General features: G+C 66.6%; 27 protein-coding genes and 1 pseudogene. 11 read left to right on the forward strand and 17 right to left on the reverse strand.

The annotated features are described in order from the left end of the window. Window positions 1-98: 98 nt before the first annotated feature. Window positions 99-773 (forward strand): HAD family hydrolase, encoded by a 675-nt coding sequence (locus tag HYG81_RS31280; protein WP_180840089.1) that lies wholly within the window; start codon window positions 99-101, stop codon window positions 771-773. A gap of 57 nt (window positions 774-830) precedes the next feature. Here the strand turns inward: HYG81_RS31280 and HYG81_RS31285 are convergent, their stop codons facing one another. Further along, on the reverse strand, window positions 831-1,364 hold the full coding sequence (locus tag HYG81_RS31285) for a hypothetical protein (protein ID WP_180840090.1): 534 nt from the start codon (window positions 1,362-1,364) through the stop codon (window positions 831-833). A gap of 280 nt (window positions 1,365-1,644) precedes the next feature. Then, window positions 1,645-2,217, reverse strand: coding sequence for a SprT family zinc-dependent metalloprotease (locus tag HYG81_RS31290; protein ID WP_180840092.1), 573 nt, complete (start codon window positions 2,215-2,217; stop codon window positions 1,645-1,647). Between the two features lie 181 nt (window positions 2,218-2,398). Here HYG81_RS31290 and HYG81_RS31295 point away from each other — a divergent pair, with 181 nt between their 5' ends. Beyond that, window positions 2,399-3,349 (forward strand): cation diffusion facilitator family transporter, encoded by a 951-nt coding sequence (locus HYG81_RS31295; protein ID WP_180840093.1) that lies wholly within the window; start codon window positions 2,399-2,401, stop codon window positions 3,347-3,349. A 56-nt stretch (window positions 3,350-3,405) separates the two neighbouring features. Here the strand turns inward: HYG81_RS31295 and HYG81_RS31300 are convergent, their stop codons facing one another. The 5 genes from HYG81_RS31300 to HYG81_RS31320 form a co-directional block, all read right to left on the reverse strand. Further along, on the reverse strand, window positions 3,406-4,200 hold the full coding sequence (locus tag HYG81_RS31300; RefSeq protein ID WP_180840095.1) for a 2-amino-3,7-dideoxy-D-threo-hept-6-ulosonate synthase: 795 nt from the start codon (window positions 4,198-4,200) through the stop codon (window positions 3,406-3,408). 24 nt (window positions 4,201-4,224) lie between these two features. Next, the gene (trpA, locus tag HYG81_RS31305; RefSeq protein ID WP_180840097.1) at window positions 4,225-5,094 is read right to left on the reverse strand and encodes a tryptophan synthase subunit alpha; all 870 of its coding nucleotides are present in this window, start codon (window positions 5,092-5,094) and stop codon (window positions 4,225-4,227) included. Next, window positions 5,091-6,359 (reverse strand): tryptophan synthase subunit beta, encoded by a 1,269-nt coding sequence (gene trpB / locus HYG81_RS31310; RefSeq protein ID WP_180840098.1) that lies wholly within the window; start codon window positions 6,357-6,359, stop codon window positions 5,091-5,093. Before trpB ends, trpA begins: the two co-directional genes overlap by 4 nt. A 25-nt stretch (window positions 6,360-6,384) precedes the next feature. Beyond that, window positions 6,385-7,206 carry an indole-3-glycerol phosphate synthase gene (trpC, locus tag HYG81_RS31315; protein WP_180840100.1) on the reverse strand — a complete coding sequence of 274 codons (822 nt, stop codon included), beginning with the start codon at window positions 7,204-7,206 and terminating at the stop codon, window positions 6,385-6,387. A 255-nt stretch (window positions 7,207-7,461) separates the two neighbouring features. Next, window positions 7,462-7,887 carry a DUF8146 domain-containing protein gene (locus HYG81_RS31320; protein ID WP_180840102.1) on the reverse strand — a complete coding sequence of 142 codons (426 nt, stop codon included), beginning with the start codon at window positions 7,885-7,887 and terminating at the stop codon, window positions 7,462-7,464. 121 nt (window positions 7,888-8,008) lie between these two features. On the opposite strand from HYG81_RS31320, the gene HYG81_RS31325 reads away from it, so the two are divergent. Together HYG81_RS31325 and HYG81_RS31330 are read left to right on the forward strand one after the other, a co-directional pair. After that, window positions 8,009-8,980, forward strand: coding sequence for a VOC family protein (locus tag HYG81_RS31325; RefSeq protein ID WP_180840103.1), 972 nt, complete (start codon window positions 8,009-8,011; stop codon window positions 8,978-8,980). Next, the gene (locus HYG81_RS31330) at window positions 8,977-9,654 is read left to right on the forward strand and encodes an alpha/beta hydrolase (RefSeq protein WP_180840105.1); all 678 of its coding nucleotides are present in this window, start codon (window positions 8,977-8,979) and stop codon (window positions 9,652-9,654) included. Before HYG81_RS31325 ends, HYG81_RS31330 begins: the two co-directional genes overlap by 4 nt. A gap of 51 nt (window positions 9,655-9,705) precedes the next feature. On the opposite strand, the gene HYG81_RS31335 is transcribed toward HYG81_RS31330, so the two are convergent. The 3 genes and pseudogenes from HYG81_RS31335 to HYG81_RS31345 form a co-directional block, all read right to left on the reverse strand. Then, the gene (locus HYG81_RS31335) at window positions 9,706-10,356 is read right to left on the reverse strand and encodes an RPA family protein (RefSeq protein ID WP_180840106.1); all 651 of its coding nucleotides are present in this window, start codon (window positions 10,354-10,356) and stop codon (window positions 9,706-9,708) included. 1 nt (window position 10,357) lies between these two features. Next, entirely contained in the window at window positions 10,358-11,290 is a 933-nt protein-coding gene (locus HYG81_RS31340; RefSeq protein ID WP_180840108.1) for a replication factor A, read from the reverse strand. A 458-nt stretch (window positions 11,291-11,748) separates the two neighbouring features. Next, window positions 11,749-12,663 (reverse strand): annotated as a pseudogene (locus tag HYG81_RS31345) (glycosyltransferase family 2 protein). A gap of 99 nt (window positions 12,664-12,762) precedes the next feature. Here HYG81_RS31345 and HYG81_RS31350 point away from each other — a divergent pair. Then, complete coding sequence (locus HYG81_RS31350) at window positions 12,763-13,425, forward strand: helix-turn-helix domain-containing protein (RefSeq protein WP_180840109.1); 663 nt, start codon at window positions 12,763-12,765, stop codon at window positions 13,423-13,425. Between the two features lie 263 nt (window positions 13,426-13,688). Here HYG81_RS31350 and HYG81_RS31355 read toward each other — a convergent pair whose 3' ends face one another. Then, complete coding sequence (locus HYG81_RS31355; protein WP_180840111.1) at window positions 13,689-14,579, reverse strand: dihydrodipicolinate synthase family protein; 891 nt, start codon at window positions 14,577-14,579, stop codon at window positions 13,689-13,691. Between the two features lie 106 nt (window positions 14,580-14,685). Between HYG81_RS31355 and HYG81_RS31360 the strand changes: the two genes are divergently transcribed. Together HYG81_RS31360 and HYG81_RS31365 are read left to right on the forward strand one after the other, a co-directional pair. Continuing rightward, the gene (locus HYG81_RS31360; protein ID WP_180840113.1) at window positions 14,686-14,997 is read left to right on the forward strand and encodes a DUF7091 family protein; all 312 of its coding nucleotides are present in this window, start codon (window positions 14,686-14,688) and stop codon (window positions 14,995-14,997) included. Further along, a complete protein-coding gene (locus HYG81_RS31365) occupies window positions 14,998-16,032 on the forward strand; it encodes a mannose-1-phosphate guanylyltransferase (protein ID WP_180840114.1) in 1,035 nt (344 codons plus the stop codon). A 39-nt stretch (window positions 16,033-16,071) separates the two neighbouring features. Here HYG81_RS31365 and HYG81_RS31370 read toward each other — a convergent pair whose 3' ends face one another. After that, window positions 16,072-16,311, reverse strand: a complete 240-nt coding sequence (locus HYG81_RS31370; protein WP_180840115.1) for a CDGSH iron-sulfur domain-containing protein — start codon at window positions 16,309-16,311, stop codon at window positions 16,072-16,074. A gap of 148 nt (window positions 16,312-16,459) precedes the next feature. On the opposite strand from HYG81_RS31370, the gene HYG81_RS31375 reads away from it, so the two are divergent. Next, window positions 16,460-17,419: a GNAT family N-acetyltransferase gene (locus tag HYG81_RS31375; protein WP_180840116.1), complete on the forward strand. Its 960-nt coding sequence runs from the start codon at window positions 16,460-16,462 to the stop codon at window positions 17,417-17,419. 76 nt (window positions 17,420-17,495) lie between these two features. On the opposite strand, the gene HYG81_RS31380 is transcribed toward HYG81_RS31375, so the two are convergent. The 3 genes from HYG81_RS31380 to HYG81_RS31390 form a co-directional block, all read right to left on the reverse strand. Further along, window positions 17,496-17,777, reverse strand: a complete 282-nt coding sequence (locus HYG81_RS31380; protein WP_180840118.1) for a ubiquitin-like small modifier protein 1 — start codon at window positions 17,775-17,777, stop codon at window positions 17,496-17,498. A 31-nt stretch (window positions 17,778-17,808) separates the two neighbouring features. Further along, window positions 17,809-19,089: a TrkA C-terminal domain-containing protein gene (locus HYG81_RS31385; RefSeq protein WP_180840120.1), complete on the reverse strand. Its 1,281-nt coding sequence runs from the start codon at window positions 19,087-19,089 to the stop codon at window positions 17,809-17,811. Between the two features lie 73 nt (window positions 19,090-19,162). Next, window positions 19,163-20,440, reverse strand: coding sequence for a DUF8167 domain-containing protein (locus HYG81_RS31390; RefSeq protein ID WP_180840122.1), 1,278 nt, complete (start codon window positions 20,438-20,440; stop codon window positions 19,163-19,165). A 124-nt stretch (window positions 20,441-20,564) separates the two neighbouring features. Between HYG81_RS31390 and HYG81_RS31395 the strand changes: the two genes are divergently transcribed. After that, window positions 20,565-21,752, forward strand: coding sequence for an NAD-binding protein (locus tag HYG81_RS31395; protein WP_180840124.1), 1,188 nt, complete (start codon window positions 20,565-20,567; stop codon window positions 21,750-21,752). Between the two features lie 313 nt (window positions 21,753-22,065). On the opposite strand, the gene HYG81_RS31400 is transcribed toward HYG81_RS31395, so the two are convergent. Next, window positions 22,066-23,502, reverse strand: coding sequence for an HPP family protein (locus HYG81_RS31400; protein ID WP_180840125.1), 1,437 nt, complete (start codon window positions 23,500-23,502; stop codon window positions 22,066-22,068). A 66-nt stretch (window positions 23,503-23,568) separates the two neighbouring features. Then, a complete protein-coding gene (gene deoC / locus HYG81_RS31405; RefSeq protein WP_180840127.1) occupies window positions 23,569-24,204 on the reverse strand; it encodes a deoxyribose-phosphate aldolase in 636 nt (211 codons plus the stop codon). A gap of 150 nt (window positions 24,205-24,354) precedes the next feature. Here deoC and HYG81_RS31410 point away from each other — a divergent pair, with 150 nt between their 5' ends. Together HYG81_RS31410 and HYG81_RS31415 are read left to right on the forward strand one after the other, a co-directional pair. Continuing rightward, a complete protein-coding gene (locus tag HYG81_RS31410; RefSeq protein ID WP_180840129.1) occupies window positions 24,355-25,392 on the forward strand; it encodes a ribose 1,5-bisphosphate isomerase in 1,038 nt (345 codons plus the stop codon). An 88-nt stretch (window positions 25,393-25,480) separates the two neighbouring features. After that, the gene (locus HYG81_RS31415) at window positions 25,481-26,317 is read left to right on the forward strand and encodes a DUF63 family protein (RefSeq protein ID WP_180840130.1); all 837 of its coding nucleotides are present in this window, start codon (window positions 25,481-25,483) and stop codon (window positions 26,315-26,317) included. Window positions 26,318-26,525 lie beyond the last annotated feature (208 nt).

Genomic DNA, 26,525 nt, shown 5'->3' on the forward strand with positions numbered 1-26,525 from the left:
CTTTCAGGGTATTCTCGACAGCAATACCGATAACTCTCGTGAACAATTCACCTAGTCGGCGAAACGTTGAGAACGCCCCCGCCTGTACACACACCCAGATGGCCGCCTACGACGCGATCTGTTTCGACCTCGATTCCACCCTCTGCGAGCCGACCCAGGACGCCGCGACCGTGCTCGAGTCGACGTTCGAGCGCGCCGGCTGCGAGCAGTTCTGTACGCCCGCGGATCTCCGAGCCGCGGTGCCCGACCTGCCGACGGCCGAGACGGACCGGGAGTTCTACGAGCATCTCTTTACCGAAGTCGCAGGTCGCGCCGGCGTCGATTCCGGTCTCGCGCCGACGCTCGCGGCGGCGTACCTCGAGGTGCAGGACCCGACCGCCGTCGAGTTCCGGCCCGGCGCGGAAGCCGCGCTCGAGTACGCGCGCGAGCTGGGGCAGGTCGGCCTCATCACGAACGGCGGGCGACCGACGCAGACGCAGAAACTGCAGGCGCTGGGTATCGCGGACGCCTTCGACGTTCGGGTCTTCACGGAGCCGAGCGCGGGCATCCTTCCGAAGCCGAACGCGGCCCCCTTCGAACGCGCGCTCGCCGAACTCGAGGTCGCACCCGACGGGGCGATCCACGTCGGCGACTCGCTCCACGCCGATATCGCGGGGGCGAACGCGATGGGACTCGATTCGGCCTGGCTGGATACCGGCCGCGACGAGGGCCCCGACGAGCACGTGCCGACCTACGAACTCGCGTCGCTCGAGGCGTTCGAGACGATCGTCTAGAGAAGCGAATTCGACCGCTATGCTACGGGCCAGCTACGGGCCCGGCCCAACTGCCGGCTATTCGTCCGGCAGGAGATCCGTGTGTACCAGCGCGCGGTACTGCGTATCGGTGCCCTCCTCGAGTCGCTTGAGCAGCGCCGCCGCGTCCGGGAAGGTCTCGGGGAGTTCGAACGGATCGCTGTCGTCCTCGTCGCGTTGCTTACAGAACTTGACGAACGCCAGCAGGTTCTCGTAGGCCCCGATTCGGGCGTAGACGACCCCGATATCCCGCTCGATCGTTTCGGTCCAGGTTTCGATCATCGGCTCGATCGCCTCGCGAGGCCGGCTCATCTGGTCGGCCAGTTCGTCGGCGTCGACGCCGCCTTCGCCGACCAGCCCGTCGAAGACGGACTGCAGGTCGCCGCTCGCGTCCGCCAGCGCCGGCGCGTCCGCTTCGGCCGCGAGCAACTCGGCGAACGCCGCCACCTCCTCGCGACGGACCGCGACGGGGTAGACGAAGTCGTGCGTCTCCTTCGGGAGCGCGTACGACTTCCCCTCGACGCCCTGTTCGCCGGGTTCGGTCTTGCCCAGCATCAACTCGAGTATTCCCATACCCGAAACAGGTCGGGTGAGGCGAATAAGTGTTCCGCGGTCGACTAGGTGTCGTTGGAAGCGGCCATCCCATCTCATTACGGATCGGCACCATCCTGAAAGCCCCTTCCGCGCTCAACTCCCAGGACTCGCTGTGCTCCTCGGCTCACTCCGTTCGCCTGCGGTGCTTGTGTCGTCCGGGTTCGCCGAGCGCGGAAGCCCCTTTCATTCCCACCCGGCGGTGGTTTGCTGGGGATGCTATCGTCCATTTCACAACGCGCGTGGCACGAGCCTCGCCGCACTACCACTCGTCGCCGAGCGCCGCTTTCGCGCCGCCGTAGCCGCTCGCGGTCGTCCATGTCCGGCCGCTGACCGCGTGTTCGACCTCGAGCGCACCGTTGCAGGCCCCACAACGATACTGATCGGGCGACTTCACCGGCTTCGATGCGCGGTGACGCTCGGCCTGCCAGTCGCAACTGTGCGTGAGACACCGGAGGACGTAGCGGGGCTCCGCGAACGCATCGCAGTGCCGCGGGGCCTCGAGCGCCGCCGCCCGCTCGCGAAACCGCGATCCGTGCCCGGACTCGCCGAATCGCTGGAACTCCCATGCGTGGACGAGTTCGTGGCGAACGATTTCGGCGAACGCGGGCCACTCGTAGGCCTCGTAGGCCTTTCGGGCGAGCACGATCGTCGCCACCTCGCGGTCGGCGTGCCAGCGACACGCCCCCGCCCGGCGGCGCGCTCGCGGAGACACGTCCCACTCGAGGGCCCCGAGATCGACCGCCAGCTCGTACTCGTCGACCACCTCGCGGGCGTGAATCCGCGCACGAGCGACGATCTCGTCCGCGAGCGTGTACTCCTCGCCGTCGGTCACGGGTTCGAGAAGGCAGACCGCCGCCGAAATTCTTCCGATTCAGTGAATCGCGCGTGATGAACCGCGCGACGCTGCGCTGTGAGTTAATAACTCAACCCGTCCTTTTTGTTATGATTGGCATAGGAAACGCCGTTTAATAGCAGCCGAATTAATAAGCCCGAACCAATGAGTTCGAATAACGATGAGTCACAACGAGTCGGCGCACGGCCACGACGACTCGCACGACGGTCACGACCACGGCGGCCATAGCCACGGCGGAGCGTCGACGAGCAGCCGCAAGCTCGCCGCCGTCTCGCTGATCAACGTCGTCGGCTTCGTCGTCGAACTCGCGGGCGGACTGGCCTTCGGCTCGGTCGCGCTCATCAGCGACGCCATCCACATGCTGTTCGACGCGCTCGCGTACGTGATGGCCTTCGCCGCCGCCTACGTCGCCGAACATTACGGCGAGGGCGACCGCTGGTCGTACGGCCTCCACCGCCTCGAGCCGTTCGCCGCCTTCCTGAACGGATTGCTCCTCCTCCCGATGGTCGGCTTCATCCTCTGGGAGTCCTATCAGCGGTTCTTAGAGCCCGTCACCATCGGTGCCGGCCCGACGATCGCCATCGCGATAGGCGGCCTGCTTGTCAACCTCGGCTCGGTCTACGTCCTCCACGGCGACGCGATGAGCCTCAACGAGAAGGGCGCGTTCTACCACCTGCTTGGCGACGCCGGCGGCTCGGTCGCCGTCATCGTCTCCGTCGTCGCCATCGAGGTGACCGGGTTCACTGTCATCGACCCGATCACCGCGGCGCTCATCGCAGCCGTCGTGGCCTGGTCGGCGATCGCCGTGTTGCGCGGCAGCAGCGAGATCTTCTTCCTCAAAACGCCCCTCGAGAGCGACGACATTCGAGCGCACCTCTGCGAGATAGAGGGCGTCGATCGCGTCGACGACTTCCACGCCTGGCAGATCTGTAGCCAGATAACGGTCGCGACGGTCCACGTCGAAACGGACGTCGAGTCGATGGCGGACGCCGAGGCGGTCGTCCGCCGCGTTCACGACGAACTCGCCCATCACGGCGTCGATCACGCCACGGTCGAGCTGTGTCCGCGCTACGCCGACCGCGACGTCCATCTCGATACGCACTGTCACTGAGCGATCCAACGGCTGTGGGCGCGAGAGACGACCCGCTGCAGAAAACGCGGAGACCCTCAGATCTCGAGCGCCAGTCCCGCTTCGGCGAGCGCCTCGTCGGTCGAGAGATCGTCGTGAACGACGCCGGCGACCGCCCGCGCGATGGCCTCGGGATCCTCGTGCTGGAAGATCGAGCGCCCCATCGAGACGCCGGCACCGCCGGCGTCCATCACGCCGCGGACCATCTCGATCGTCTGGCGGTCGGTCCCCTTCGAGCCGCCGGCGATGACCACCGGAAGCCGGGTTGACTCGACGACGTGCTGGAAGCTCTCGGCGTCGCCGCTGTAGCCCGTTTTGACGATGTCGGCACCCAGTTCTTCGGCGAGACGGACCGCGTGGCCCAGCGCTTCGGGGTCCTCGGGATCGACGCCGGGGCCGCGGGCGTAGGCCATCGCGAGCACCGGTATCCCGAACCGCTCGGCCGTCTCGGTCACCTCCGAGAGCTCGCTCAACTGGTCGGGTTCGTGTTCCGAGCCGACGTTGATGTGAAACGAGACGGCGTCGGCGCCGACTCGGATCGCTTCCTCGACGGTGCCCGTCATGCGCTTGTCTTCCTCGTCGGGTCCGATTGTCGTCGAGCCGTTGAGGTGGACGATGTAGCCCCGTCCGTTCTTGTTGTCGTGGACGCGCGGCGCGATCCCCTTCTGCGTGAGGATCGCGTCCGCCCCGCCGCTGGTCACGCCGTCGATCGTCGATTCGATGTCTTTCAGCCCCTGGACGGCACCCATTGTGATGCCGTGGTCCATTGGGACGATCACGTACGATCCGTCCGTGCCGATTCGCTCGAGTCGTGCGTCAGTTCCGGTGGTCATTGCGGGAGTGTAGCAAGCTTGCAGTTATGGCTGTTCTGGTTCCGGTGCATCTTCCGCGGCGTCGGTCGCGTCGTCCCCTGCTCCGCGACGCGCACCCCGCTTGAGTTCCGCGGCTTTGGCCTCGAGTGCGTCGACCGCTTCCTCAGGTGTCTCGCTCGAGGCTATTATGTCGACGAGCGCACTCCCGACGATGACGCCGTCCGCGCCCGCCTCGATTATTTCGGCGGCGTGGTCGCCCTCGCTGACGCCGAAACCGACGGCTTTGGGCACGTCGTACTCGGACAGCCGCGCGAGACTGTCGTGGGTCGCGCTCGAGACGTCCGCGCGCGCGCCGGTCGTCCCGAGGCGGGCCTGAACGTAGGCGAAGCCCGAAACCTGAGACATGACGGTATCGAGGCGCTCGCCCTCGGTCGTCGGCGCGACGATGAAAACCAGATCGAGCCCGTTGTCGTCACAGGCCTCGCGAAGCGGGTCGGCCTCCTCGGCGGGCAGGTCGGGAACGATGATCCCCGAGAGGCCCGCGTCGGCAGCCCTCTCCACGAACGGGCGAACATCGGGCACGTCGCCATACTGGAGAATCATATTGTAGTACGTCATCACCAGCAGCGGTGCCTCCGTCTCGAGGTCATCGACCAACTCGAAGAAGCCCTGCGGGGTCGTCCCGGCCTCGAGCGCGCGGTTGATCGCGGCCTGGATCGTCGGCCCCTCCGCGATCGGCTCCGAAAACGGCAGTCCGAGTTCGATCAGGTCCGAGCCGCCGCGGTCGAGGGCCTCGACGTACGCCTTGGTGTCCTCGAGCGACGGATCGCCCGCCGTGATGTAGGTGATCAGCGCGGGGTGGTCCTCGCGGATGGCGGCTTCGACGTTGCTGTCGTACTGTGAATCGTTGCTCACTGGTCGAACACCTCGACTTCGGGCGCGGCCTCGAGATCGCGCTTCTCGGTCTCTTCAAGTACGGTTTCGAGATCCTTGTCGCCGCGGCCGGAGACGTTGACGACGACGATGTCGCCGAGCCTCTCGTGTTCCTCCTCTAGGTACCCCAGCGCGTGACTCGACTCGAGGGCCGGAATGATCCCCTCGAGTCGCGAGAGCCGGTGGAAGCCGTTGAGCGCGTCCTCGTCGTCGACGCTCGCAGGCGTCACGCGGCCCGTCGCCACGAGATGCGAGAGTTCCGGGCCGACGCCGGCGTAGTCGAGTCCCGCGCTGACACTGTGGGACTCCATGATCTGACCATCCGTACTCTGGAGGAGCTTCGTCATCGCGCCGTGGAGGACGCCGTCGGTGCCCGTCGAGAGCGTCGCGGAGTTGGGCGCGACACCGTCGGCCTCGTCGATCTCGAGGCTCGAGCCGCCGGCTTCGACGGCGTAGAGGTCGACCTCGTCATCGGGAACGAACGCGTGAAACGTCCCCATCGTGTTCGAGCCGCCGCCGGCGCAGGCGACGACGCTGTCGGGGAGTCGTCCGGCCTTCTCCCGAATCTGTTTCCGAGCCTCGTCGCCGATCACCGCCTGAAAGTCCCGGACCATCTGCGGGAACGGGTGGGGGCCGACGACCGAGCCGATCACGTAGTGGGTCCGCTCGACGGTGGTCGCCCAGTCGCGCATCGTCTCGTTGATGGCTTCCTTCAGGGTCCCGCTCCCGGCCTCGACCGGGTTCACCTCGGCCCCGTTCATCCGCATCCGGTAGACGTTGGGGCGCTGGCGGTTGACGTCCGTCCGGCCCATGTAGATCTCGCAGGGCATGTCGAGGTGGGCCGCGGCCATCGCCGTCGCAGTGCCGTGTTGGCCCGCACCGGTTTCAGCGATGATCCGCTCTTTGCCCATATACTTGGCTAGGAGGACCTGTCCGAGTGCATTGTTCAGTTTGTGCGCGCCGCCGTGGACGAGATCCTCCCGTTTGAGGTAAACCTCGCGGTCGTAGCGCTCGCTCAACCGGTCCGCACGCTGGAGCGGCGTCGGCCGGCCGCCGAAGTCGCGCATCCGCTCGCGGAACTCGTCCATGAAGCCGTCTTCGTTCTCGAGGACGTATCGCTCGTAGGCGTCTTCGAGTTCCTGTAGCGCCGGCATCAGCGCCTCGGGGACGTACTGGCCGCCGTAGTCGCCGAACGTGCCAGTGCGCCCGGATTCACTCTCGCCGTCGGGCTCGCGTTCCGTGCTCATGTCTGGGTGTCTCCGTCGTGTTCGCTCATCTCGTCTCGGTCTCCGTCCTCGAGTCCGTTACGTCCGTCGTCTTCGCCGATTCCGCCCGCGTGAGTCGCCGCGTGTTTGCCGTCACGTCGCTGTCGTCCGCGCCGTGGCCCATGATGGCGCTGCCGACCAGCAACGCGTCGGCACCCGCCTCGCGCATCCGCCGTACGTCGGCCGGCGACGACATGCCGCTCTCGGCGATCAGCGTTACGTCATCAGGAGCCTCGGGCGCAACCGACTCGAAGGTTTCGAGGTCCACCTCGAGGTTCGCGAGATCGCGGTTGTTCACGCCGATGATCTCTGCCCCCGCCTCGAGCGCGGTCTCGAGTTCCGCGCGGTCGTGGACCTCCACGAGTGGTTGAAAGCCGCGCTCGCGAGCCGCGGCGACGAGCCCGTCGAGGTCATCCACGAATCTGACGATCAACAGCAACAGATCCGCCTCGACGACGTCCATCCCCTCCTCCTCGAGGACGAAGTCCTTGCGCAGGACGGGGACGTCAACGGCCGCTCGAATCCGGGTCAGTGCCTCGGGCGAACCGCCGAAGTGAGTCGGTTCCGTGAGGACGGAGATCGCCGCCGCACCGCCCTCGACCATTGCCTGTGCCAGTTCGACGGGATCGTCGGCTCGAGTTCCATCGGCCGTCGGACTCGTCGGTTTCACCTCCGCGATCACTGGGACTCGCCCGTCCGCTTCCGCCCGCGCCAGTGCGTCGGACAACGAACGCGCGTCGACGTCCACGACGCCGTCGCCACCCGACCGCTCGCGAGCGGCCTCGAGTATCGACTGCACCGCGGGAGCGAGCTCCGTATCGGAGTTCATTATTGTACATCGACGTACTCATATGTACATAAGACTTGCGCCATCGCGATGCTGCAGCGACGCCGAGCGGCGACATACGGACCCAGAGCGCTGTCCTCCTGTCAAGAGACTGCCCGACAAACAACGACGCGATATCGGCAGAACGCGCAATGAAAAGTATGAATGGGGACCTATCCTCACCCGGTCCTCTGCCACAACCGATCGCGGATGCTCACCGTCCTGTCCTGACTGCCCGCCTCGCTCGAGCGCACCGCGCTATCGAAGCTGGTACGGTTCGTCGTCGTCCTCGTTCTCGCCGTCTAACTCGTCGAGCAGCAGTATCTCCTCTTCCTCGTCCTCGAGTCGATCCTGCAGGTCGTTGACGTACCCCTTGTACTCGTCGAGTTGCTCCCGGAGGTGCTCGGCCTCGAGCTCCAGTCGCTCGTGTTCGCGGATGAAGCGCTTCGGGACTTCGACGGTTGGCGGGAACGAAATATCCTCTCCGTCGTCGTCTTTGACGGTACGGGCCTCAAGCTCGGTTTCCGGAACGACCTCGACCTGGCCATCGTGTTCGACGAGCTGGTCGACGTAGTCCCGGAAGACGGCGGACAGCGAGATATCGCGCTCCTCGGCGATCGACTGGAGCGCCTCGAACGCGTCCTCGTTGACCCGGAACGAGATGGTCTTGTTCTTGTTCCCCATGGATATCCCTAGTCGTCGTTCACGGCACTTAACCATTTGTCAGACGAGAGAACCGGTCGCGATCACTCGACCCGTCGGCCGACCCGGTAGGCTATCCACTTCGAGCACGTACCGACGCCTCATGCTGTCCGACACGCCGGGACTCCACCACGTGACGGGAATCGTCGGCGACGCGCAGGCGGCGATCGACTTCTACAGCGGCGTGCTTGGCCTCCGACTCGTCACGCAGACCGTGAACTTCGAGGACATCCTGCAACATCACCTCTACTTCGGCGACGCGAACGGGACACCGGGGACGGTTCTCACACACTTTCCGGACCCCCACGGCGATCCCGGCCGCGCCGGGAAACCCCAGCTCGAGTCAGTCTCGTTCGTCGTTCCGTCCGACGCGCTCGAGTACTGGGAGACGCGACTCGCCGATCACGACGTGACGGTCGAGGGACCGCTCGAGCGATTCGACGAGCGGGTCCTGCGCTTCGAAGACCCCGCGGGCACGCAGGTCGAACTCGTAGCCGGTCCGCAGCTATCGAGCGATGTCGAGGGCTGGACGGCGGGACCGGTTCCAACGGAACACGCGATCCGCGGGCTCCACGGCGTCGCGACGCTGTCGATCAACCCCTACGCGACCGCGGGTACGCTCGAGACGCTGGGCTTCGAGTACGACGAGGAAACTGGCGATCGGATTCGGTATCGCGCCCCCGGATCGCGAGCCACGGTCGTGGACGTGCTCGATCGCGACGCGCCCTTCGGTCGTGAAGGGACGGGCACGCTCCACCACGTCGCGGTCCGCGTCGAGACCGAAGACGACCTCCACGAGTGGCGCGAACTGTTCGACGACCGCGGCTACGACGTCTCCCGCGTCAAGGATCGCCACGTCTTCCACTCGCTGTACGTCCGCGAACCGGGCGGAATCCTCTTCGAACTGGCGACCGAGACGGACGGCGTCGCGGCGAGCGAAGGTGGCGAAGAACCCGGCGAATCGCTGTACTTGCCCGAGTGGTTCGAGGCGGATCGCGACCTGATCGAGAGCCAACTGCCGGAACTGACGGTTCCGACGGGCCGAGAACCGACGGGACGGGGCGAGAACCGATGACGAGGGCGGGGTCGGGCCGGCCGATGGACGCCGTTTCGGGACCCCACGCTGGTCAGCCGCTGCTCACCGCCGGTGCGCCCGCGTTGGCCGCGGACGCGGTGCTCGTCCTGTGTCACGGCCGCGGCGCGACCGCTCAGGGCGTCGTCAATCTCATGGAACCCGTCCATCGACACGGCGTCGCCGTCCTCGCGCCGCAGGCCGAGCGGAGCCGCTGGTATCCGCGGCCGTCGACCGCTCCTCGGGCGACCAACGAGCCGTGGCTCTCCTCGAGCGTCGACTGCGTGGCGGCCGCCCTCGAGCGCGCACGAGCGATCGACGTGCCGCCCGAGCGGACCGTCATCGGCGGCTTCTCGCAGGGAGCCTGCGTCGCCGCGGAGTTCGTTCGACGAACCCCGGCCCGCTACGGCGGACTCGCCATCCTCTCCGGATCGCTGCCCGGCACGGCCGACGAGCTCGGTTCGAGTCCCATCGACGGCTCGCTCGAGGAAACGCCGATTCTGATCGGCTACGGCGAAGACGACCCGCACGTGGATCGCGACCGCGTTGCTGAGACGGTCCGGCTGTTCGAGCAAGCAGACGCCGCGGTCGACGAGCGGTGTTATCCCGACACGGGTCACGAAGTCACCGACGACGAGTTCGCGGCGATCGGTGCGATGCTCGAGGAACTGCTCTAGCCGCCGTGGCAGCCGCTATCGGATCGAAAACAAAGAACCGAACTGGCCGCGTCAGACCGTCGCTTCCGGATCGTCAGCGTCCGCTTCGTCGACGGTCTCGAGGCTCTCGAGGGCCTGGATCACGTCGTTGCGGTAGTTGACGACGGGGGAGTCGTATCGTTCGCGGGCCATCTCGGCGTACTCGTTCGTCGGCGCAGTCGAGCCGCTTTCCGGCGCTTCCTGTTCGGCCTCCCACTCCTCGAATGCCTCGATGCGATCGAGCGTGAGCTCGGCGGCTTCGACGACCCAGCGGTCGCGGGTTGCGTCGTCGACGATCGAGATGGACTCGGGCCGCAGGGAGACGTTGACGGTGCCGTCGTCGGTCTCGTAGGTGCGGGGTTTGCCGACGATAGAGACGTAAGCCGGCGGCTCCGTGTCCCGCAGGACCGAGGCGGCCTCGGGCTGGTACTGCCCGGCGTAGACGAAGAACGTCCCGGTCGGGTCGACGACCCGGCCGCGCCAGTACTCGCTCTCATCGCCGACGTCCTCGGTTTCGGTGAGGGTGCCGACGACGAACACGCGATTCGCGCGGTCGCCCGTCGGGAGCAGCGCGTAATTGGGCGCGCGCTCGTCGTCGCTTTCTTTGAAGGTGTACGTCGAGTCGTTGAATTCGGAGGCGAAGACGCGGCGGGCGACTTCGCGGGTGAGTTCTGACTGGCTCATATTACATCGACCTCGCTTTGATCAGCAGTTCCTCTGCATCCGCTGGCCCGTCGAGTTCCTCGACGTCGTCGGCCAGGACGTAGCGGCCGAACGTCGGCCCCTCGATACGGTAGTAGGTGCCGACGATATCGTCTCTGATCTCGTCGGCGACGACGGTCGTATCCAGCGCGTCCATCGCCATGTCCTTGGCCTCCTCGAGGCTCAGTCCCGTCAGATCCTCGGTGGCGTCCTTGTCGAAGATGACCTCGTGGGCGTCGATGCCGTCGTCGACGACGGCCTTGATGCGGAGGTCGAACTCGCCTTCGCCCTCGCCGTGTTCGTTACAGCGGCCGTTCTGGAGGACGCGCGTGCAGTCCTCCTCCGGGCAGCGCTTGATGAGGCCGCTGCCGCTTTGCATGTCGACCAGTGCGCCCTCGATCTCGCTGGTGTCGTTGCCGACCTCGAGGTCGTCGTCGAGTTCTTCGATCACCGTCGTCGAGTTGAGTTTGACCGAGTACCGACCCTGGTACTCGTCGGTGACGACGTTGCGAAGCTCGTAGACGCCGCCCTCCTCGAGCGCGGGGAGGTCGGATTTGGCCCACTTGGTGAACTTGATCGTCCCCGTCGGGTCGCCGAGCAGGCCGACCTGCGCGACCGAGTCGCTGCGGGGATCCCAGAGTTCGATGACCTTGGCCGTCAGGTCGATCCACTCCTCGGGTTTGTCGACGTCCTCGACGTTGGCCTTCTCGCTGTCGCCGCTCGAGATGTCCTCGCGCTCGAGGCCGGCCTCCTCGAGGTAGTGGTTGGTGACGCTCCGGCGCGCCTCGTCGATCGGTACTTTGTATTCGTCGACGAGCGTGGTCAGGCGCTCTTCGACGTCCTCGACGCTCACGTCGTCGAGGTGGTCCGAAAACTGCTCGTGTATGTCGTCCGCGTGTTGTCGTACGTCGCTCATTGTTTCTCGCCTCCTCTTTGGTTTCACTGGGAGGCATACGTCCGTTCGCGCCCAATAGTATTTAAAGTACCGCCACCGGAGCGGAAGTGAACGTCGGCGAAAGAAACCGCAAGCGGGCGGCGATGGGTTACCTCCGGTCTGGCGCTCGGGTGTAAATCGTTTTAGTTGGTACTGGTGCCAGGTTGTCATAGAATTCGTCGCACACCACCTCTCTTCGAATCGACGAATCGCTCAGTACCGGCCAAGTAGCTATCGGAGCGATTCCTACATATTAGAAACCTATCAAAAGCGTCGTGCCGAATACAGAGGGTGAGTTCAGCAACAGCCATCCGTAGACCAGAGGTTGAGAATCCATTCAGTCATCTCATCGTCCGAGCAATGTCGTGTTCGCTTACGAAGAATTGTAGCCAGTCAGTGACTCGGGATGGGAGCTCGTCTCTCGGATGCTGCTGTGATCGCTACTCGACAACTGTCACGTCGAACTTCCCGCGCCAGTGGTAGCGCCGGCCGCCCCAGACGAACGTCCGGCGGACGAGCCCGTACAAAATGAGGGGCACGAACACGAACAGCGCCGGATAAGCCAACACGGCCGTCCACCGGCGGACGCCCAGGACCTCGTTGACAGCGAGATGCAGCACCGTCAGGGCTACCGCCGCCGGGAGCGGAGCCAGGACCGCCCCTGCAAGGACGAGCAGCGAGACGAGCCATGTCCCGACGATGGCACCGGGAAAATGCCACCGGAGAATCTGCGCCTACCGGACTGGACGCTCGACCGCCTCGTGGATGGACCCCCCGATCGGGACGATGCGCGTCCGACCAACATTCGTTACCTGGAGGTACTCCATGAGGAGGCCGTCGTCGCTGACGGTTCGCCGAAGTTCGTTGAGAAACGCGGACCCGTCGATGTCGCCTCGGTCGAACATGACCACACCGCCCCAGATCTGGTTGCCGAGGTAGAGGGGGAGCGAGCCAGCCGAGGCGTACAGCGGTTCGAGCAGTACCGACAGTGGGTCCCGTCCAACGAAGTACGGCACCTCCGAAACCGGTCCGTGTTTCTCATAGTCCGCACTGAGGGTCGCCAGCCAGTCCGGGGGGTGGTGGAAGTCGTCGTCCGTCCAGACGAGACGGTCGTGGCGCGCGGCCTCCATCCCGACGGCGATAGCGTTGGCCTTCCCTGAACAGCCCTCCGGCTCGCCGGCGGCGACGAGCCGGACGTCCTCAGGGTGGTCTTCCCAGCCGGCGACAGGGTCGTCCTCGCCGTCGTGGATGATCAGAAGCTCGTCACCGTCGTCGAGTTGGACGGCCAGTTCCGCGCAGGCGTCGGTCCACCTCGTCGTCGGCAGGATAATACTCGTCGGCGGCCGGTCAGACATGGCAGTTATCCCTCCTCACCGGGGGGCGATGAGTGCGTTGCCGGCGATCCATGGACGCTTATAGTCACTACTTTTGCTGCAGCCCCCCATCGCTGATATATGCGCTACGTTACCGTCGTAGCCTACCCCGACGAGAGGGGAATCAACCGTCTCGACCGGCGGGTCAACGAGCTCGGTCTAGCGTACCGGGCCATCCACCGCATGGAACTCCTCGCCGACGACACCGTCGCGATGTTCGCCGAGTGCCGCGGCGACACCGAGGAACTCCGCCGGATCCTGTCGGAATCGCCGGAGGTCTTCGAGTTCTCGATCACCGGTGACGATGCCGGGTTCTTCGCTTACACCCGCTACGCGGCGGACGACCTGACCCGGATGCTCATGGAGGGCCGGCGTGAGTCGTCCTACCTGATCGACATGCCAGTCGAGCACACCGATGACGGCGGCCTCCGCGCGACCTACATCGGTACGGAGGCGGCCTTCGCCGACGTGCTCTCCGAGCAGCCGGACGGCGTAAGGGTCGAGGTTGAGCGGACCGGCCCGTACACGCCCGGCCCCCGCCACGTCATTTCCCAGTTGACCGGGCGCCAGCGAGAGGTGCTCGAAGCGGCGGTTGACCACGGCTACTACCGCGAACCTCGCGAGGCGACCCACGACGAGATCGCGGCGGCGACCGGGATCTCCGAGACGACCGTCGGCGAGCACCTCCGGAAGATCGAGGCGACTGTGTTCTCGTCGCTCAGCGTCGGTGCCAGTGATCGCTGATGCGACCATCGTAGGTCCCAAGCCAATAGAATCCGAACGAGGTTGATCAGTAAACAACCTGTACTAAGTAATTACTACTACACATTGTTTGGCCTCTGGTTCGTGCCACATTTGAGCTCTGTATTCAGCACGACTCTTCGAGTAACATCCGTATCTGATTGAATTGACGGCGCTCAGTTCGCACACCTAATTATCGGCAAATCCACTGTAGAAACTCCTGTAATAAACGCCGTGGAAAGACTTCTATGATACCTTCACTATTGCTACTGCTCGCTGACCGCGAGCGCGGCCTCGAGCGCGTCACCGATCACTTTAGTTCCCCCGTCGTCGACGGCGACCAGCGGCGGGCGAACCTCGTCAGACGGGATGACGTCGCGGGCGGTGAGCCCGGTCTTCGCCGCCGGAGCGAAGTCGTGGATCGTACACGCTTCGAACAGCGGCGAGATCGCGTCGCGCTGGAGTTCTCGGCCGCGGTCGTCCTCGGCTCGTTCGAACGCTTCCCGAAGGACTTCGGGGACGACGTTCGACAGCGCGTTGATCCCGCCGTCGGCACCCATCCGCAGCGCGGGGACCAACAGCGCGTCGTACCCCTGCAGGCACAGGAACTCGTCGGGCGTCTTCGCGAGCACCGACAGGAAGTATTCCAGGTCGCCGCTCGAGTCCTTGATTCCGATCGCTCGCTCGTGGGCCGCGACGGCGGCGACGGTCTCGGGTTCGATGCGCTGGCCGGTACACTGCGGAATGTTGTACAACAGGACGGGGAGCGACGCGTCCTCGAGGACGGCCTCGAAGAACCGCCGATTGCCCGCGGGGGCGTTCGCGGTGGTGAAGTACGGCGCGACGATCGCGGCGGCGTCGGCCCCCGCGTCGGCGGCGCGGTCGATAGCCGCGACCGTGTCGTCGACGCTCGTCGCCGCAGCCCCCGCGACGACGGGTACTTCGGCACGCTCGACGGTCGCCTCGACGACGCGCTCTTGTTCGTCGGCCGTCAGGGCCGGAAACTCGCCGGTCGTCCCGCAGGGAAAGACGGCGTCGATGCCGCCCGACTGCAGGTGCTCGAGCAGGTCGGCGAGCGCCGCCTCGTCGATCGATCCGTCGTCGAACGGGGTCACCATTGGACAGGTGATTCCCCGAAGCGCATCGCGGATGGCCATACTCGTGCGTTCGTCTAGCCGCTCAAAATCGTTGGCATTGGTTGCGCGGGTGGCCGGTCCGCGCCGTCCGACGGGCCTATGTGGCCGGCGGTCGAACGGTGGTGCAATGGCGGATCGGCGTCGGCTCGAGCGGATCCTGCGCTCGACGCTACAGGGCGCGGGCGAGCAGTTCGAGGAGCTTCGCAGATCGACCGACGGCCAGCTCGAGGAGGCTCGCGAGGCCTACGAGGTGGCGAAAAACGCCCGCGAGTTACCGTCGGACGAGGCGGGGCGGGCGAAGATCGTCTGTCGGCGCTACGCGGAACAGCGGGCGGCGAAACTCGACGAGGAGTATCGACCGGCCTGTTACGAGGCGGGCCACCCCGACTGCGAAGGGTGTGCGGAAGACGTCCGAAAAGGGCGGATCGAGACCTGGTAAATGGATCGTCCCATCGTCGCCTGCGTCCTCGCCGGCGGTATCGGTAGTCGACTCTATCCCGCGAGCCGGAGCGACCGGCCGAAACAGTTCCTCGGATTCGGCGGCGAGCGCTCCTTGCTCTCGCGGACGATGGATCGAACGGCGTTCGCCGACGAGCGCTACGTCCTGACCCGCGACTCCTTTGTAGACGACATTCACGAGCACGCGCCCGAAGCGGGCGTGCTGGTCGAACCCGACGGGAAGGACACCGGCCCGGCGCTGGTCTACGCCGCCTGGCGGCTCCGCGAGCGATTCGATCGGGAGCCGGTCCTGGTCTGTCTCCCAAGTGACCACAACGTCACCGACGACGCGGCGTTCGCCGCACGGCTCGAGCGCGCAGCCGAAATCGCCGCCGAAACGGACGGGCTGGTCACGCTGGGCGTCGAGCCGACGCGGCCGGCGACGGGCTACGGCTACATCGTTCCCGAACGGAGCGAGTTCGGCGAGCGCGGTGACTTCGGCGTCGTCGATCACTTCACTGAGAAACCAGACCACGAGAACGCGACGGAACTCCTCGAGTCCGGCGCGTACTGGAACGCCGGGATCTTCGCCTGGACGCCCGGGGCGCTGTTGCGGGAGGCGCGCGACTCGCCGCTCGCACCGCTGGTCGACGCGCTCGAGGACGGCGATCCGGAGCGGGGCTTCGACGCAGTCGAGGCCGTCAGCGTGGATTACGCGATCATGGAACGCGCGACTGACGTGTTCGTGACGCCGCTCTCGGTCGAGTGGGACGACCTCGGGACGTGGGACGCCGTCGGACGAGTACTCGAGACGAGCGCTGACGACGACGCGGAGAACGATACCGTCGCGGGAGACGTCCTTGCGATCGACGCGACGAACAACGTCGTCGCTACGCCCGATTCGCACGTTTCACTGCTCGAGGTAGACGAGCTGATCGTCGCTGCGTTCGACGATCGGATCCTCGTCGCGCCGCGGGGAGCGTCTCAACAGGTTCGTGACGTGGTCTCACGGCTTCGTGAGCGCGATGCGTTCTGAGTACTTCCGGCTCCCGATCGCACTTGACCGAAGCGCTGCTTATTCGTCCTCACCGTCGTCGACCGTCACGACCCGCTCGACTTCCCGCCGCTCGCCGTCCTCGTAGACGTAGGTCGTTCCGTCGTCCTCGTCGATCGTCGCCCGATGGCTTCCGTCGCAGAACGGAAACGAGTCCGAGAGCCCGCACCGACAGACTGCGATATCTCCCTTCTCGTCGTCGATATCGGATGCGTCGAGTTTGCGCGGTCCCTGCTCCTCGAGCTCGACCAGTCGTGTCATCGGGTGCGTTTCGGGTCGCCGCGTTCAAAACGCTTCGCTCGAGGCGGACTTTCGTCCGTCACGCGGTAGAGACGACGATAGCGCACGTCGAGTAATTCTGAAAGATCTTTCCCGTACGCCCGCGTGAGGAGATAGTGTTCGACCGACGATGTCACCCGATTCAGCCGCCGATCCGTCCGTCGAGATCCGCCGCGCGACCCACGACGATTACGAGGCCGTCGTCGATTTCACGAGCGACATCTGGCCCGAGCGCGGCGGCGACTACATCCCGCAGGTCTACCACGACTGGCTCGAGGACGACGACGAGACCGACAGGAAGACCTTCCTCGCGGAAGTCGACGGCGAGGCCGCGGGAATCGTCCAGGGGGTCATGCTCTCGCCCGACGAGGCCTGGTTTCAGGGGATGCGCGTGGCGGCCGACTACCGCCGGCAGGGCGTGAGCCATCGATTGAACGAGGCCACGTTCGAGTGGGCTCGCGAGCGGGGCGCGACGATCGGCCGCGTCATGATCTTCTCGTGGAACGCGGTTTCGCTGGGCGCGGCGCGGGCCGGCGGGTACGAGCCGATCACCGAATTTCGGTTCGCCCACCCCGAACCCGACCCAGCGGCTGAGGGACCGTCTCGCATCTCGCACGATCCGACGGCGGCCTGGCGCTACTGGACCCACAGCGATGCGCGCGAAAACCTGACGGGACTCGGCCTCGCACCGGGGGAGTCGTGGGCAGTCCGGGAACTCACGCGCGACGACTTCGAACGACTCGCCGACGAGACGGCTGTCTTCGCCGTCGAGAGCGAGGACGGACTCGCCGGAGCGGCCTATCGATCGCGAACGTACGATCGGGAGGTCGACGATGACGACGCGGAGACCACGACCGGAGCCACGACGACCGAGACGTGGGCCGAATACGGCGTCGGGGCGTGGGGGGACGTCGACGCCGCCCGGACGCTGTTCGCCGCGATCGCTCGAGACGCGGCCGCCTGCGGTGCCGACGAGACGCGCGTCCTGATCCCTGAAACTGCTCGGTACGTCACCGACGCCGCCGCGACGGGGGTCGAAATCTCCGAGGAACCGGACTTCGTGTTAGGAATCGACCTGACGACCGACTGAGCGGCGCGGTTGCCGGCGGTAGCCGCCGCTGTGGCGTGACCAGTAGTCTACTTGCCGCTGTGGCGTCGCCAGCGACTTACCCGCCGCTGACCGGCGGAAACAGCGCTAATTCGTCGCCTTCTTCGAGTTCCGTCTCGAGCCCCTCCTCTTCGACCAGCACGTTCGTCCCGTTGCGAAGCACGTTAATCTGCGATCGTAGCTCGCCGTCCTCGAGCACGCGACCCTCGAGTTCGGGGGCGTCCGCGAGGAGTTCCTCGAGTGCGTCCCCGACGGTGTCGCCGGCCGCGGCGTCGACGGTCACGTGTTTGTCGCCCGCGCGTTCAGCGAGGTCGGCGAACAGTTTCCACTCCGTGGGCATACGTGGCGCTATCGGTGCCGGCGGCAAGTAGCTACCGCTCTTGTGGCCGTTCCCGATCCCGCGGCGATTCCGGTTCGCTGTCGATGTCCGGCTCCCCATCACTATCGGAATCCCTTCCCTGCTCGAGCGTGCCGTCCACGTCTCGCGGGCCGACTAGCGTCCGATCGGTGACTCGCCGCAGCGCGTCCGGACGACCGAGCACGTAGGCGGTATCGCCGGCCGCGAGTCGGACGTCGCCGGCCGGCAGCGGCAGATGTTCGTCGCCGTCCTCGGTCTCGCGCTCGAGGGCCAGGACGAGGACCGGTAGCGCGTCGATCGGCAGGCCGACGAGCGGGTCGTCCGGGGCAATGTCGATGGTCGTCACCGTCTCGTCGGCCGCCCGGAGCAGGGAGACGAGGTCCCGTTCGGCGTCGGGACTGCCCGGCAGCGTCACGAGCCGATACTCCCGCTCGGGCTCGAGGTCGCGCGCGTCCTCGGCGTCGAGGGCGATAGTCGCGACGTCGTCGGCGGTGGCCCGGAGTTCGCCGCCGGCGATCCGTCGAGCAGTGCCGCCCTCGTCGTCGCGAGCCCAGATTCGGACCGCGTCGCCCGGGCTGGCGTCGGCCGCGGGATCGCCGCCCAGCGCGACGGCGACGGTCCCCGGTGCGAGCGTCGGACCGATCCCCGCCGGTCGGCTTCCGACAGCGAGGTAGTCGACCGTCCCGTCGGCCTCGAGGTCGACGTCGACGTGGCCGATCCCGAAGTCGCGCTCGAGGCGGGCGATCAGTCGTTCGCGTCGCTCCTCGACGGACAGCCGACGGGGGAAGAGGAACGTCTGGCCCGCCACCTCCGCTTTCACCGAGTCGTCGACGGGGTCGTAGCCGTCGATATCGCCGATCTCGTCGGGCAGTTCGATCCCGACGACGCGACCGGCCGAGCGGACGAGCTGCGTGACCTCGGTGATCGTCCGCGGGGTCGCGACCATGAACACGTCCCGTGCGAGGTAGTCACCCAGCCGTCGCCCGGTGTCGGCGGCGATCGCGCTGGCGACGAACGCGGCGACGGTGTAGATCGCGGTTCCGGGCTCGAGCAGGCCCGTATTCCCGATGATCGCCTGGGACAGCGCGGTCTGGGTGTTCAGCCAGAGCGCGACGAGCGTGACGCCGACGAGGATCGCGACGCCCTCGGGGATCTCGTCGGCGCTGTACCAGCGGTAGGTGAACGCCACACCGGCTCCCGCTCCGGCCGCGAGCAGGGCGAAGCCGAGGATTCCAATGAGCGCTTCCACGAGCGTCTCGGTGGGGACCGGCTGGGCGACGGCGGGATCTATCACGACCGATCACCGCCGTCACGGCTGTCGCCGTCGGTCACGGAAGGGCACTCGGTCGGGGCGACGGGACGCCACGTCATCGGGCGATCGCCTCCACGAACGCCTCGATCGCGTCGCTCGGCCCCGCGACGAACGCCTCGTCGCCGGCCTCGAGCCGCCGTTCGATGCCGGGGCCGAAGACCCAGCCGTGGCGACGACCGCCGGTCTCACTGCCCTGCCGTCGCACGGCGAGAATCGTCACGTCCGCCGTCGGCGCGGTCGCGTCGAAATCGGTGGCTTCGTCGTCCGACCCGGTCGCACTGACGGTGAACCGCCGGATGGCGTACCCCTCGCGTTTGACCAGCGCGAGCGCCTCGAACTCCCGGCTCGTTCCCCGCGACCGCACGACGAGTCGCGGCGAGTCGGCCTCGAGGATCGGTTTCACGTCCCGTCGGGCGACGACGACGGTCGCGCGTCCCGGACCGCCGGCGGTCGCCGCGTTCGGTTTCGGGTCGACTACCGCGGGCTCGGTGTCCTCCCCGCCGTCGGTCGCCACTTCGTCCGGTGACTCCTCGGGCGTGGCGTTTGCGGCGTGTTCGTCGTCGACCGCCGTCCGAGCGCTCAGTACCGTGCCGGTGATCGAGCGTTCGGCGGCCCGAACGGTCACCTCGTCGCCTTGAGCGACCCCCGTCGGGACGAGCGTCGCGATCGTGACGGCGCGCTTGCCCGCCGGCACGCGCCGCGAGAGGCTCCCGGACGGCGGTGCCGCGACGATCGTCGCCCGTCCCTGTTCGTCGATGGCGACGTCGACATCTCCGAGGTCGTGATCCGTTCGCAGCCGCTCCTCGAGCCGGGCCTCGAGCTCCGAGAGGGGGAGATCGGCCGGGAGCCGCCACGAGCCGGCCTTGAGGGCCTGTCGGAGGGACGGCGACAGCGGCGGGTAGCCCTCCATGTCGTGGATCTCGCCGGTGGGACGGACAGTCACCTGGCCGACCGAGCCGACGAGCTCGACGACGTCGGCGGAGAGCGTCCGCTGCCGGAGGCGGGTAAAGGAGAGCCGACGCGGGAGTTCCGCGCCGAGTTTGTCGCCCTGGTTGTGGGCGTAGAGCGCGAGCATGAGGACGACCAGTACGGCTATCAGCAGCCGCGGTGACTGGGCGATGGTCGGTTCGACGAGTCCCAGCAGGCCGCCCTGGACGCTGGCGATCGACAGCGCGAGGACGACGACACCGAACCCGGGCAGGGTCACACCGGTGAAATACCGCACGAGAAAGCCGAGCGAACCGGCGACGAACGCGGGGACGATGCCGGTCAGGAGACCGAGGTAGAGGCCGAGCAGCACTTCGACCAGCAGATTGCCCGGAATCGATTGCATTGTGGGGGAGTGGGACGGGACCGTTAAATTTGCACCGGCAGAAGCGCCCCTTCGGGTTCGGTACGCGGCCCCGGCCGGAAGCGAGACGGAGACGTTTAACTGACACCACCGCCGACCGGTGTGTATGGTCGACGACCGGTCGCCTCGAGCGCGACTCCCCGAGAACTGGCGGCGAGTCTTCACGACGCGCGCAGCCATCGGGCTCGTCCTGCTCGTTGCGCTGCTCTCGGTCGCAACCGCAGTCGTCAACATCGGGACCAACGCCGTCGGCGGTCCGCTCGAGGAATACGTCCCCGTCGCGGTCCAGAGCGCCGCCGCCTTCACCGGCGCACTCACGGGGTTCATGATGGTCGGGAGCGCGCTCGCGCTCCGACGCGGCCTCCGAACCGGCTGGTGGGCGTCGCTGCTGTTACTCCCGCTGACCGCCGCCCAGGGGTTGCTCCAGTCGAGTCCGTACTCGTTCCCGCTGGTCGTCCTCTCGATCGTTTCGATGCCGATTCTGCTGGTGACCCGCAAGCGGTTCGACAAACCGCTCGCCCTGTCGACGACGCAGATCGCGGCTGGTGCGTCGCTCGTCGGTGTCCAGCTGTACGGCACCATCGGCGGCTACGCGCTTCGGGAGGAGTTCGACGGCATCAACAGCATCGTCGACGCCTTCTACTTCACGCTGATCACCTCGAGTACGGTCGGCTACGGGGACGTAACGCCGAATCAGGGCTCGACCGAGGCGATGCTGTTTACTATGTCGGTGCTCCTTCTGGGCGTCGCTAGCTTCGGTATCGCCATCGGGGCGCTCGTCGGACCCGTCATTCAGGACCGCATCTCGAAGACACTCGGAAAGATGACCGAATCACAACTCCAACTGCTCGACGAGCACATCCTCGTGCTCGGCTACGGCGAACTGACAGAACCGATCGTCGACGAACTCGCGGACAGCGGCCGGGAGTTCGTCGTCGTCACCAGCGACCGGGAGGTTTCGACGGAGCTCACTGACCGAAACATTCCGGTGGTCAACGGCGACCCCAGCGACGAGGAACCGCTCCAGCGAGCGAAGATCGACCGCGCGGCCGCGATCCTCGTCGCCACGAACCACGACGCCGAGGACGCGCTGACCGTCCTCACCGCCCGCGAACTCGCCCCGAACACCAGAATCGTCGCCGCCGCGACCGACCGCGAGAACGTCAAGAAACTCGAGCGCGCCGGCGCGGACGCGGTGATCAGCCCCTCGATGCTCGGCGGTCACCTGCTCGTCCGATCGGCGCTGGGGAGCGACGAGAGCGGATTGATCGATCGGATCCTCGAGCGGGAGTGAGCCCCTAACGGGAGAGACGCACGGGGTCCATTTCGATAAAATCGCGCGGGACACGTTCAGTAGATGGAAGAGACGTATCACTCCGAACTAATCAACCGGCGTGCGGTGGCGCGCGCTGGGCCGCGGTGAATGTCAATGAACCGCGGCACGACGCTGCGCGAGGGATGAGTGAGCGACCGCAGGGAGTGAGCGAATCGGCTGGGGAGGGCGTGGCGATTCCCCGTTGCCACGATAGCAGGACGCTTCGTCTCACCCAATCCCTCAAAACTCCCGCAATTCCATCAGAATACGGTATCACAGACAGAAACGTCTACTAGCGGCGGCCGCGGTGGACGATCGCCACGTCGGCCTCGAGATCACTGAGCTTCCGGAACGTCGGCGGGGAAACGAACCGCGATGCGGTCGACCGATCGGTGCTCGAGCCGACGAAACAGACGTCGTATCGGGGCGCGACCCGGCCCAGGTAGGATTCGACCGACGTGGTGGCGACGTGGGTCTCGAAGCGGCCCGGGAACGCGTCGACCAGATCCGCGAGCGTCGCCTCGGCCGCGCGGCGACGCGACTCGCTGTCGATGCAGGTGCAGACGCTGATCGTCCGGCCGGACTGGGTCACCCGGATCGCGAAGTCGAGCATCGCTCGAGCGGTGTCGCCGGCACCGCGGACCGCGACGAGGCTGTGTTGCCAGTGCCGTCGACCGGTCCCGTTCGACCGGAAGGCGATCACGTCGATCTCGCTGTCGAACAGTCCGGTGACGAACGACGAGAGGCCCCCGCCGTCGCGCTCGGCGTAGGGAGTGACGATGAGATCGCAGTTCTGTTGGCGCGCGGTCTGGAGGGTGAGTCCGGCGGAGCGGCTCCCGTCGGCTGCGACGACGACCTCGCAAGGCACGTCGTACGTCGCCGCGAGCTCGTCCGCGAGCGACTCGAGGCGCTGTCCGGCGTCGGTGGCCGCGCGTTCGGCCGGCGTCGATGCTTCGTTGCCGTCGTCTGCGGCGGCCTCGCTATCGACGTATTCGCCCCGCTGTTCGGTGGCTTCCTCGTCGACGACGTCGAACAGGACGACCTTTCCGGCGTCGTGTGCGCCGGCGATCGACGCGGCGAAGCGGGCGACCGTCTCATCGGCGTCGGCCATCGGGACGAGGACGTGGTCGTCGCCGCTGGTCGTCTGATAGAGGTATCGCGCGCGCCGCTCGTAGAAGCGACTGCGCCAGAGCACGAACGCGCTCGCGACGAACGTACTCGAGACGACGATACCCAGCACGTATGCGAACTGCGCATTTCTGGTGACGAGGACGAGCAACGCGGTCGAAAACGCCGTCGGCTCCTCGAGATCGAGCCCCCACGTACAGCAGCCGGTAAAGAGGATGGCGAGGGCGGCACCGGCCGTGCTGACACCGCCGCCGTCCAGTCCGGTCGCGGCCGTGAGCCAGAGCGCGAGCCACCCGCAGAGCGCACCGACGGTCATGCCGCCGACGAACTTCGAGGGCGTGGCGTACTTCCCCTCCGGATCGGCGAAGAGCGTGTACGTGCCGGACGCCAGCGGCGGAAACAACAGGAACGAGATCACCGCCGTCATATTCGCCAGCCACGTCACCGCCGCGATCAACAGCGGGACGAACACCAGCACCGAGAGGTGCAGGAGGTTGCCCGTGTGCTCGAGCCACCGGCCGAAGGAATCGAGTTCGCGTCGCTCCAGCCGTCGCAGTCGCCTCGCGAGCGCGTACAGCCGCGCTCGAGCCCCCTCGAGCATAGAAATGCGTTGCTCGCGGATCGACCAAAACTGTTCGGCTTCGCTCGAGAGTTACTCTGTGTCCGGCTACTCCGGCGTGCCCTCGAGAATCTCGACCCCGCTCGAGGCCCCGATGCGTTCGGCGCCGGCCTCGAGCATCGCCAGCGCCTCCTCGTAGCTGCCGACGCCGCCGCTGGCCTTGACCGGGAGATACTCGCTCATGAGTTCGACGTCGTCGATGGTGGCACCTCCGTCAGCGAACCCGGTCGAGGTTTTGACCATCGCCGCGTCGGCCGCTCGAGCGGCCTCGCAGGCCCGGTGTTTCTCCGCGTCGGAGAGGAGTGCGGTCTCGATGATCACCTTCACCGGGATCGGTACGGCGGCGACCAGTTCCGCGAGCTCGGCCTCGACGGCGTCGTCCTCTACGGCCCGCAGGCGACCGATATTGATGACGACGTCGAGTTCGTCGGCCCCGTCCTGCCAGGCCGTCACGCCCTCCCGTCGTTTCACGGAGGGCGCGTGCTGGCCGTGCGGAAAGCCGATCACCGTCGCGAGGGTGACGTCGGGTGCGTACTCGGCCGCCAGTTCGACCGCGTAGGGCGGGATACAGGCGTTCATGCCGTGCTCACGGGCCGCATCGAGGACGGCTCGAACGTCGGCGGCTGTCGTCTCGGGACCGAGGACGGTGTGGTCGATCAGGGGGGCGAGTTCGCTGCGGTCCATAGGTGGGTCGACTCGCCGGACCGGCAAAAAGCCGCCCGATTGTCCGCTCGGCTGAACCGACCGCGGATTCGCCTCGACCGGTCCGGCGGCTCCTGACACTGACTCACGGCCGACAGTATCCTTTTCAGCCGTGCCATGTAACTCGATTACATGGTCGACGAAGAAGCCGGCGTCGTTCCTGCCGTCGAGTCCACTGCCGACGACATCGCCGCGATGGAGATCCGCGGCGCGGCGACGATCGCCGACGCGGCAGCCGAGGCGCTGGCGAACCAGGCCGAACGCTCCCGGGCCGAGAGCCCCGCGGCGTTCCGACGGGAACTGCGGGCCGCCGCAAGGACGCTCTACGAGACCCGGCCGACGGCGGTTAGCCTCCCGAACGCCCTCCGGTACGTGCTTCGCGGGATGGACGGCGACACCGTCGCCGACCTCCGAGCGGCGACGATCGACCGCGCCGAGACCTTCCAGCGCGACCTCGCACAGGCCCAGGAGCGACTCGGCGAGATCGGTGCCAACCGGCTGCGCGACGGCGACGTCGTCATGACCCACTGCCACTCGACGGACGCCCTCTCGTGTCTCGAGGCCGCACTCAAATCGGGAAAACACCTCGAGGCGATCGTCAAGGAGACGCGACCGCGAAAGCAGGGGCACATCACGGCGCGGCAGTTGCGCGAGTGGGGCGTGCCGGTGACGCTGATCGTGGACAACGCGGCCCGCCGGTACCTCGACGAGGCGGATCACGTCCTCGTCGGGGCCGACAGCATCGCGGCGGACGGCAGCGTGATCAACAAGGTCGGAACGAGCGGGCTGGCGGTCAACGCCCGCGAGCGGGGCGTGCCGGTGATGGTCGCGGCCCAGACGATCAAGCTCCATCCGGACACGATGACGGGCCACACCGTCGAGATCGAGATGCGAGACGAAACGGAGGTCCTGCCGGACGAGGAACGGGCGGCGATCACCGGCGTGGACGTGACCGACGAGGACGCCCGCGAGACGACAGGAACGATAGACGAAGACGCCGACTCTCCCGCCGCTCCCGAGCTAACCGTCGAGAACCCGGCGTTCGACGTCACGCCGCCGCGGTACGTCGACGCCATCGTCACCGAACGCGGTCAGTTCCCGCCGGAGAGCATCGTGACGCTCATGCGAGAACTCTTCGGCGAGCCGACCGACGACCCGTGGGACGCGTAACGCTGCTCGACGACACTTCACGATCTGACTGTTTCGATAGTATTCGCCGACCGGAAAGTGTTAGTCACTGGTGTGAGCTACTCCCACTATGGTATTACCCGAGGGGTTCGTCGTCCCGCCGTGGTACCTGCTGATCCCGGTCATCGTCTTCCTCGGTAGTGTCCTCGCGCTGTTGTGGGCGCTTGAGCCGCCGGTGACCGATCGCACGGTGCTGGCGTTCGCTCCGTGGATGATGTTCGGCGCGTGTCTCCACGTCCTCTACAAGATGGACGCGTTCCAGATGGACGCGTTCCCGGCGAGTATCGAGTCCCTGTTCAGCGCCCCGATGGTCTACGCGGTGACGGCGATCATCGCGGGGACCGTCTGGATCATCGCGATCTTTCTCCACGTCGGCGGGCTCCAGCCGACGATTGCGCGGTTCGTCGGAATCGCCGGCACGGCGTTTTTCACCGTCTTCGCGATGTTCGCGATCGTTCGCAGCCTCGAGGCGGGAATCTTCGAGCCGTTCTGGCCCGTCATTGCCGTCGTCGTCGCCGGTATCGTCACCGCCGTCGCCTGGATCGCGTTGAGCCTCTGGTTCACCGATGTCGCAACGACCACGGGCATGACGGGTGCACTCGTCGTCTTCGGACACACGCTCGACGGCGTCACGACCGCGATCGGGTACGACGTCATCGGAGCCGGCGAAGACGTTCCCCTCTCCCTGCTGGTCCTCGAGGCCGGGGAGGCGCTGCCGACGGCCGAGTACATCGGAGCGGGCTGGCTGTTCGTCCTTCTCAAGGTCTCGCTCGCGATGGTCATCCTCGGACTGTTCCGGGAGTACGTCGAGGAGGCACCGCGACAGGCCCGGACGCTCCTCGCGCTGGTCGCCGCGGTCGGTCTCGGCCCGGCGACCCACAACACGCTGCTGTTCATCGTGTCCTGAGACGGGCTGCTGTCCCCGTGTACCGGCGCACGGGTCGCAGGTGCGCCGGGAATGACTTCCAGTAGTTCGTCTGCGCGGCTCGAGGAGCCGACCGCCGCGCTGCCGCAATCGAGTGTTCGGGGACCGGCTTTCCGTCGCCGCTCTCCTAGAATCGAGCGTCGGGTCGGTTCTCCGCCGTCGCACTCGCCTAGGTTTTTGCCTGCGGCCC

The organism is Natrinema zhouii, assembly GCF_013456555.2.
Taxonomy (GTDB): Archaea; Halobacteriota; Halobacteria; order Halobacteriales; family Natrialbaceae; genus Natrinema; species Natrinema zhouii.

What these genes read in the sequence shown, in the direction of transcription:
- HYG81_RS31280 (WP_180840089.1), top strand. Translation starts at nt 99, where the DNA reads ATGGCCGCCTACGACGCGATCTGTTTCGACCTCGATTCCACCCTCTGC.
- HYG81_RS31285 (WP_180840090.1), bottom strand. Translation starts at nt 1,364, where the DNA reads ATGGGAATACTCGAGTTGATGCTGGGCAAGACCGAACCCGGCGAACAG.
- HYG81_RS31295 (WP_180840093.1), top strand. Translation starts at nt 2,399, where the DNA reads ATGAGTCACAACGAGTCGGCGCACGGCCACGACGACTCGCACGACGGT.
- HYG81_RS31300 (WP_180840095.1), bottom strand. Translation starts at nt 4,200, where the DNA reads ATGACCACCGGAACTGACGCACGACTCGAGCGAATCGGCACGGACGGA.
- trpB (WP_180840098.1), bottom strand. Translation starts at nt 6,359, where the DNA reads ATGAGCACGGAACGCGAGCCCGACGGCGAGAGTGAATCCGGGCGCACT.
- trpC (WP_180840100.1), bottom strand. Translation starts at nt 7,206, where the DNA reads ATGAACTCCGATACGGAGCTCGCTCCCGCGGTGCAGTCGATACTCGAG.
- HYG81_RS31320 (WP_180840102.1), bottom strand. Translation starts at nt 7,887, where the DNA reads ATGGGGAACAAGAACAAGACCATCTCGTTCCGGGTCAACGAGGACGCG.
- HYG81_RS31325 (WP_180840103.1), top strand. Translation starts at nt 8,009, where the DNA reads ATGCTGTCCGACACGCCGGGACTCCACCACGTGACGGGAATCGTCGGC.
- HYG81_RS31330 (WP_180840105.1), top strand. Translation starts at nt 8,977, where the DNA reads ATGACGAGGGCGGGGTCGGGCCGGCCGATGGACGCCGTTTCGGGACCC.
- HYG81_RS31335 (WP_180840106.1), bottom strand. Translation starts at nt 10,356, where the DNA reads ATGAGCCAGTCAGAACTCACCCGCGAAGTCGCCCGCCGCGTCTTCGCC.
- HYG81_RS31340 (WP_180840108.1), bottom strand. Translation starts at nt 11,290, where the DNA reads ATGAGCGACGTACGACAACACGCGGACGACATACACGAGCAGTTTTCG.
- HYG81_RS31350 (WP_180840109.1), top strand. Translation starts at nt 12,763, where the DNA reads ATGCGCTACGTTACCGTCGTAGCCTACCCCGACGAGAGGGGAATCAAC.
- HYG81_RS31355 (WP_180840111.1), bottom strand. Translation starts at nt 14,579, where the DNA reads ATGGCCATCCGCGATGCGCTTCGGGGAATCACCTGTCCAATGGTGACC.
- HYG81_RS31360 (WP_180840113.1), top strand. Translation starts at nt 14,686, where the DNA reads ATGGCGGATCGGCGTCGGCTCGAGCGGATCCTGCGCTCGACGCTACAG.
- HYG81_RS31365 (WP_180840114.1), top strand. Translation starts at nt 14,998, where the DNA reads ATGGATCGTCCCATCGTCGCCTGCGTCCTCGCCGGCGGTATCGGTAGT.
- HYG81_RS31370 (WP_180840115.1), bottom strand. Translation starts at nt 16,311, where the DNA reads ATGACACGACTGGTCGAGCTCGAGGAGCAGGGACCGCGCAAACTCGAC.
- HYG81_RS31375 (WP_180840116.1), top strand. Translation starts at nt 16,460, where the DNA reads ATGTCACCCGATTCAGCCGCCGATCCGTCCGTCGAGATCCGCCGCGCG.
- HYG81_RS31380 (WP_180840118.1), bottom strand. Translation starts at nt 17,777, where the DNA reads ATGCCCACGGAGTGGAAACTGTTCGCCGACCTCGCTGAACGCGCGGGC.
- HYG81_RS31390 (WP_180840122.1), bottom strand. Translation starts at nt 20,440, where the DNA reads ATGCAATCGATTCCGGGCAATCTGCTGGTCGAAGTGCTGCTCGGCCTC.
- HYG81_RS31395 (WP_180840124.1), top strand. Translation starts at nt 20,565, where the DNA reads ATGGTCGACGACCGGTCGCCTCGAGCGCGACTCCCCGAGAACTGGCGG.
- HYG81_RS31400 (WP_180840125.1), bottom strand. Translation starts at nt 23,502, where the DNA reads ATGCTCGAGGGGGCTCGAGCGCGGCTGTACGCGCTCGCGAGGCGACTG.
- deoC (WP_180840127.1), bottom strand. Translation starts at nt 24,204, where the DNA reads ATGGACCGCAGCGAACTCGCCCCCCTGATCGACCACACCGTCCTCGGT.
- HYG81_RS31410 (WP_180840129.1), top strand. Translation starts at nt 24,355, where the DNA reads ATGGTCGACGAAGAAGCCGGCGTCGTTCCTGCCGTCGAGTCCACTGCC.
- HYG81_RS31415 (WP_180840130.1), top strand. Translation starts at nt 25,481, where the DNA reads ATGGTATTACCCGAGGGGTTCGTCGTCCCGCCGTGGTACCTGCTGATC.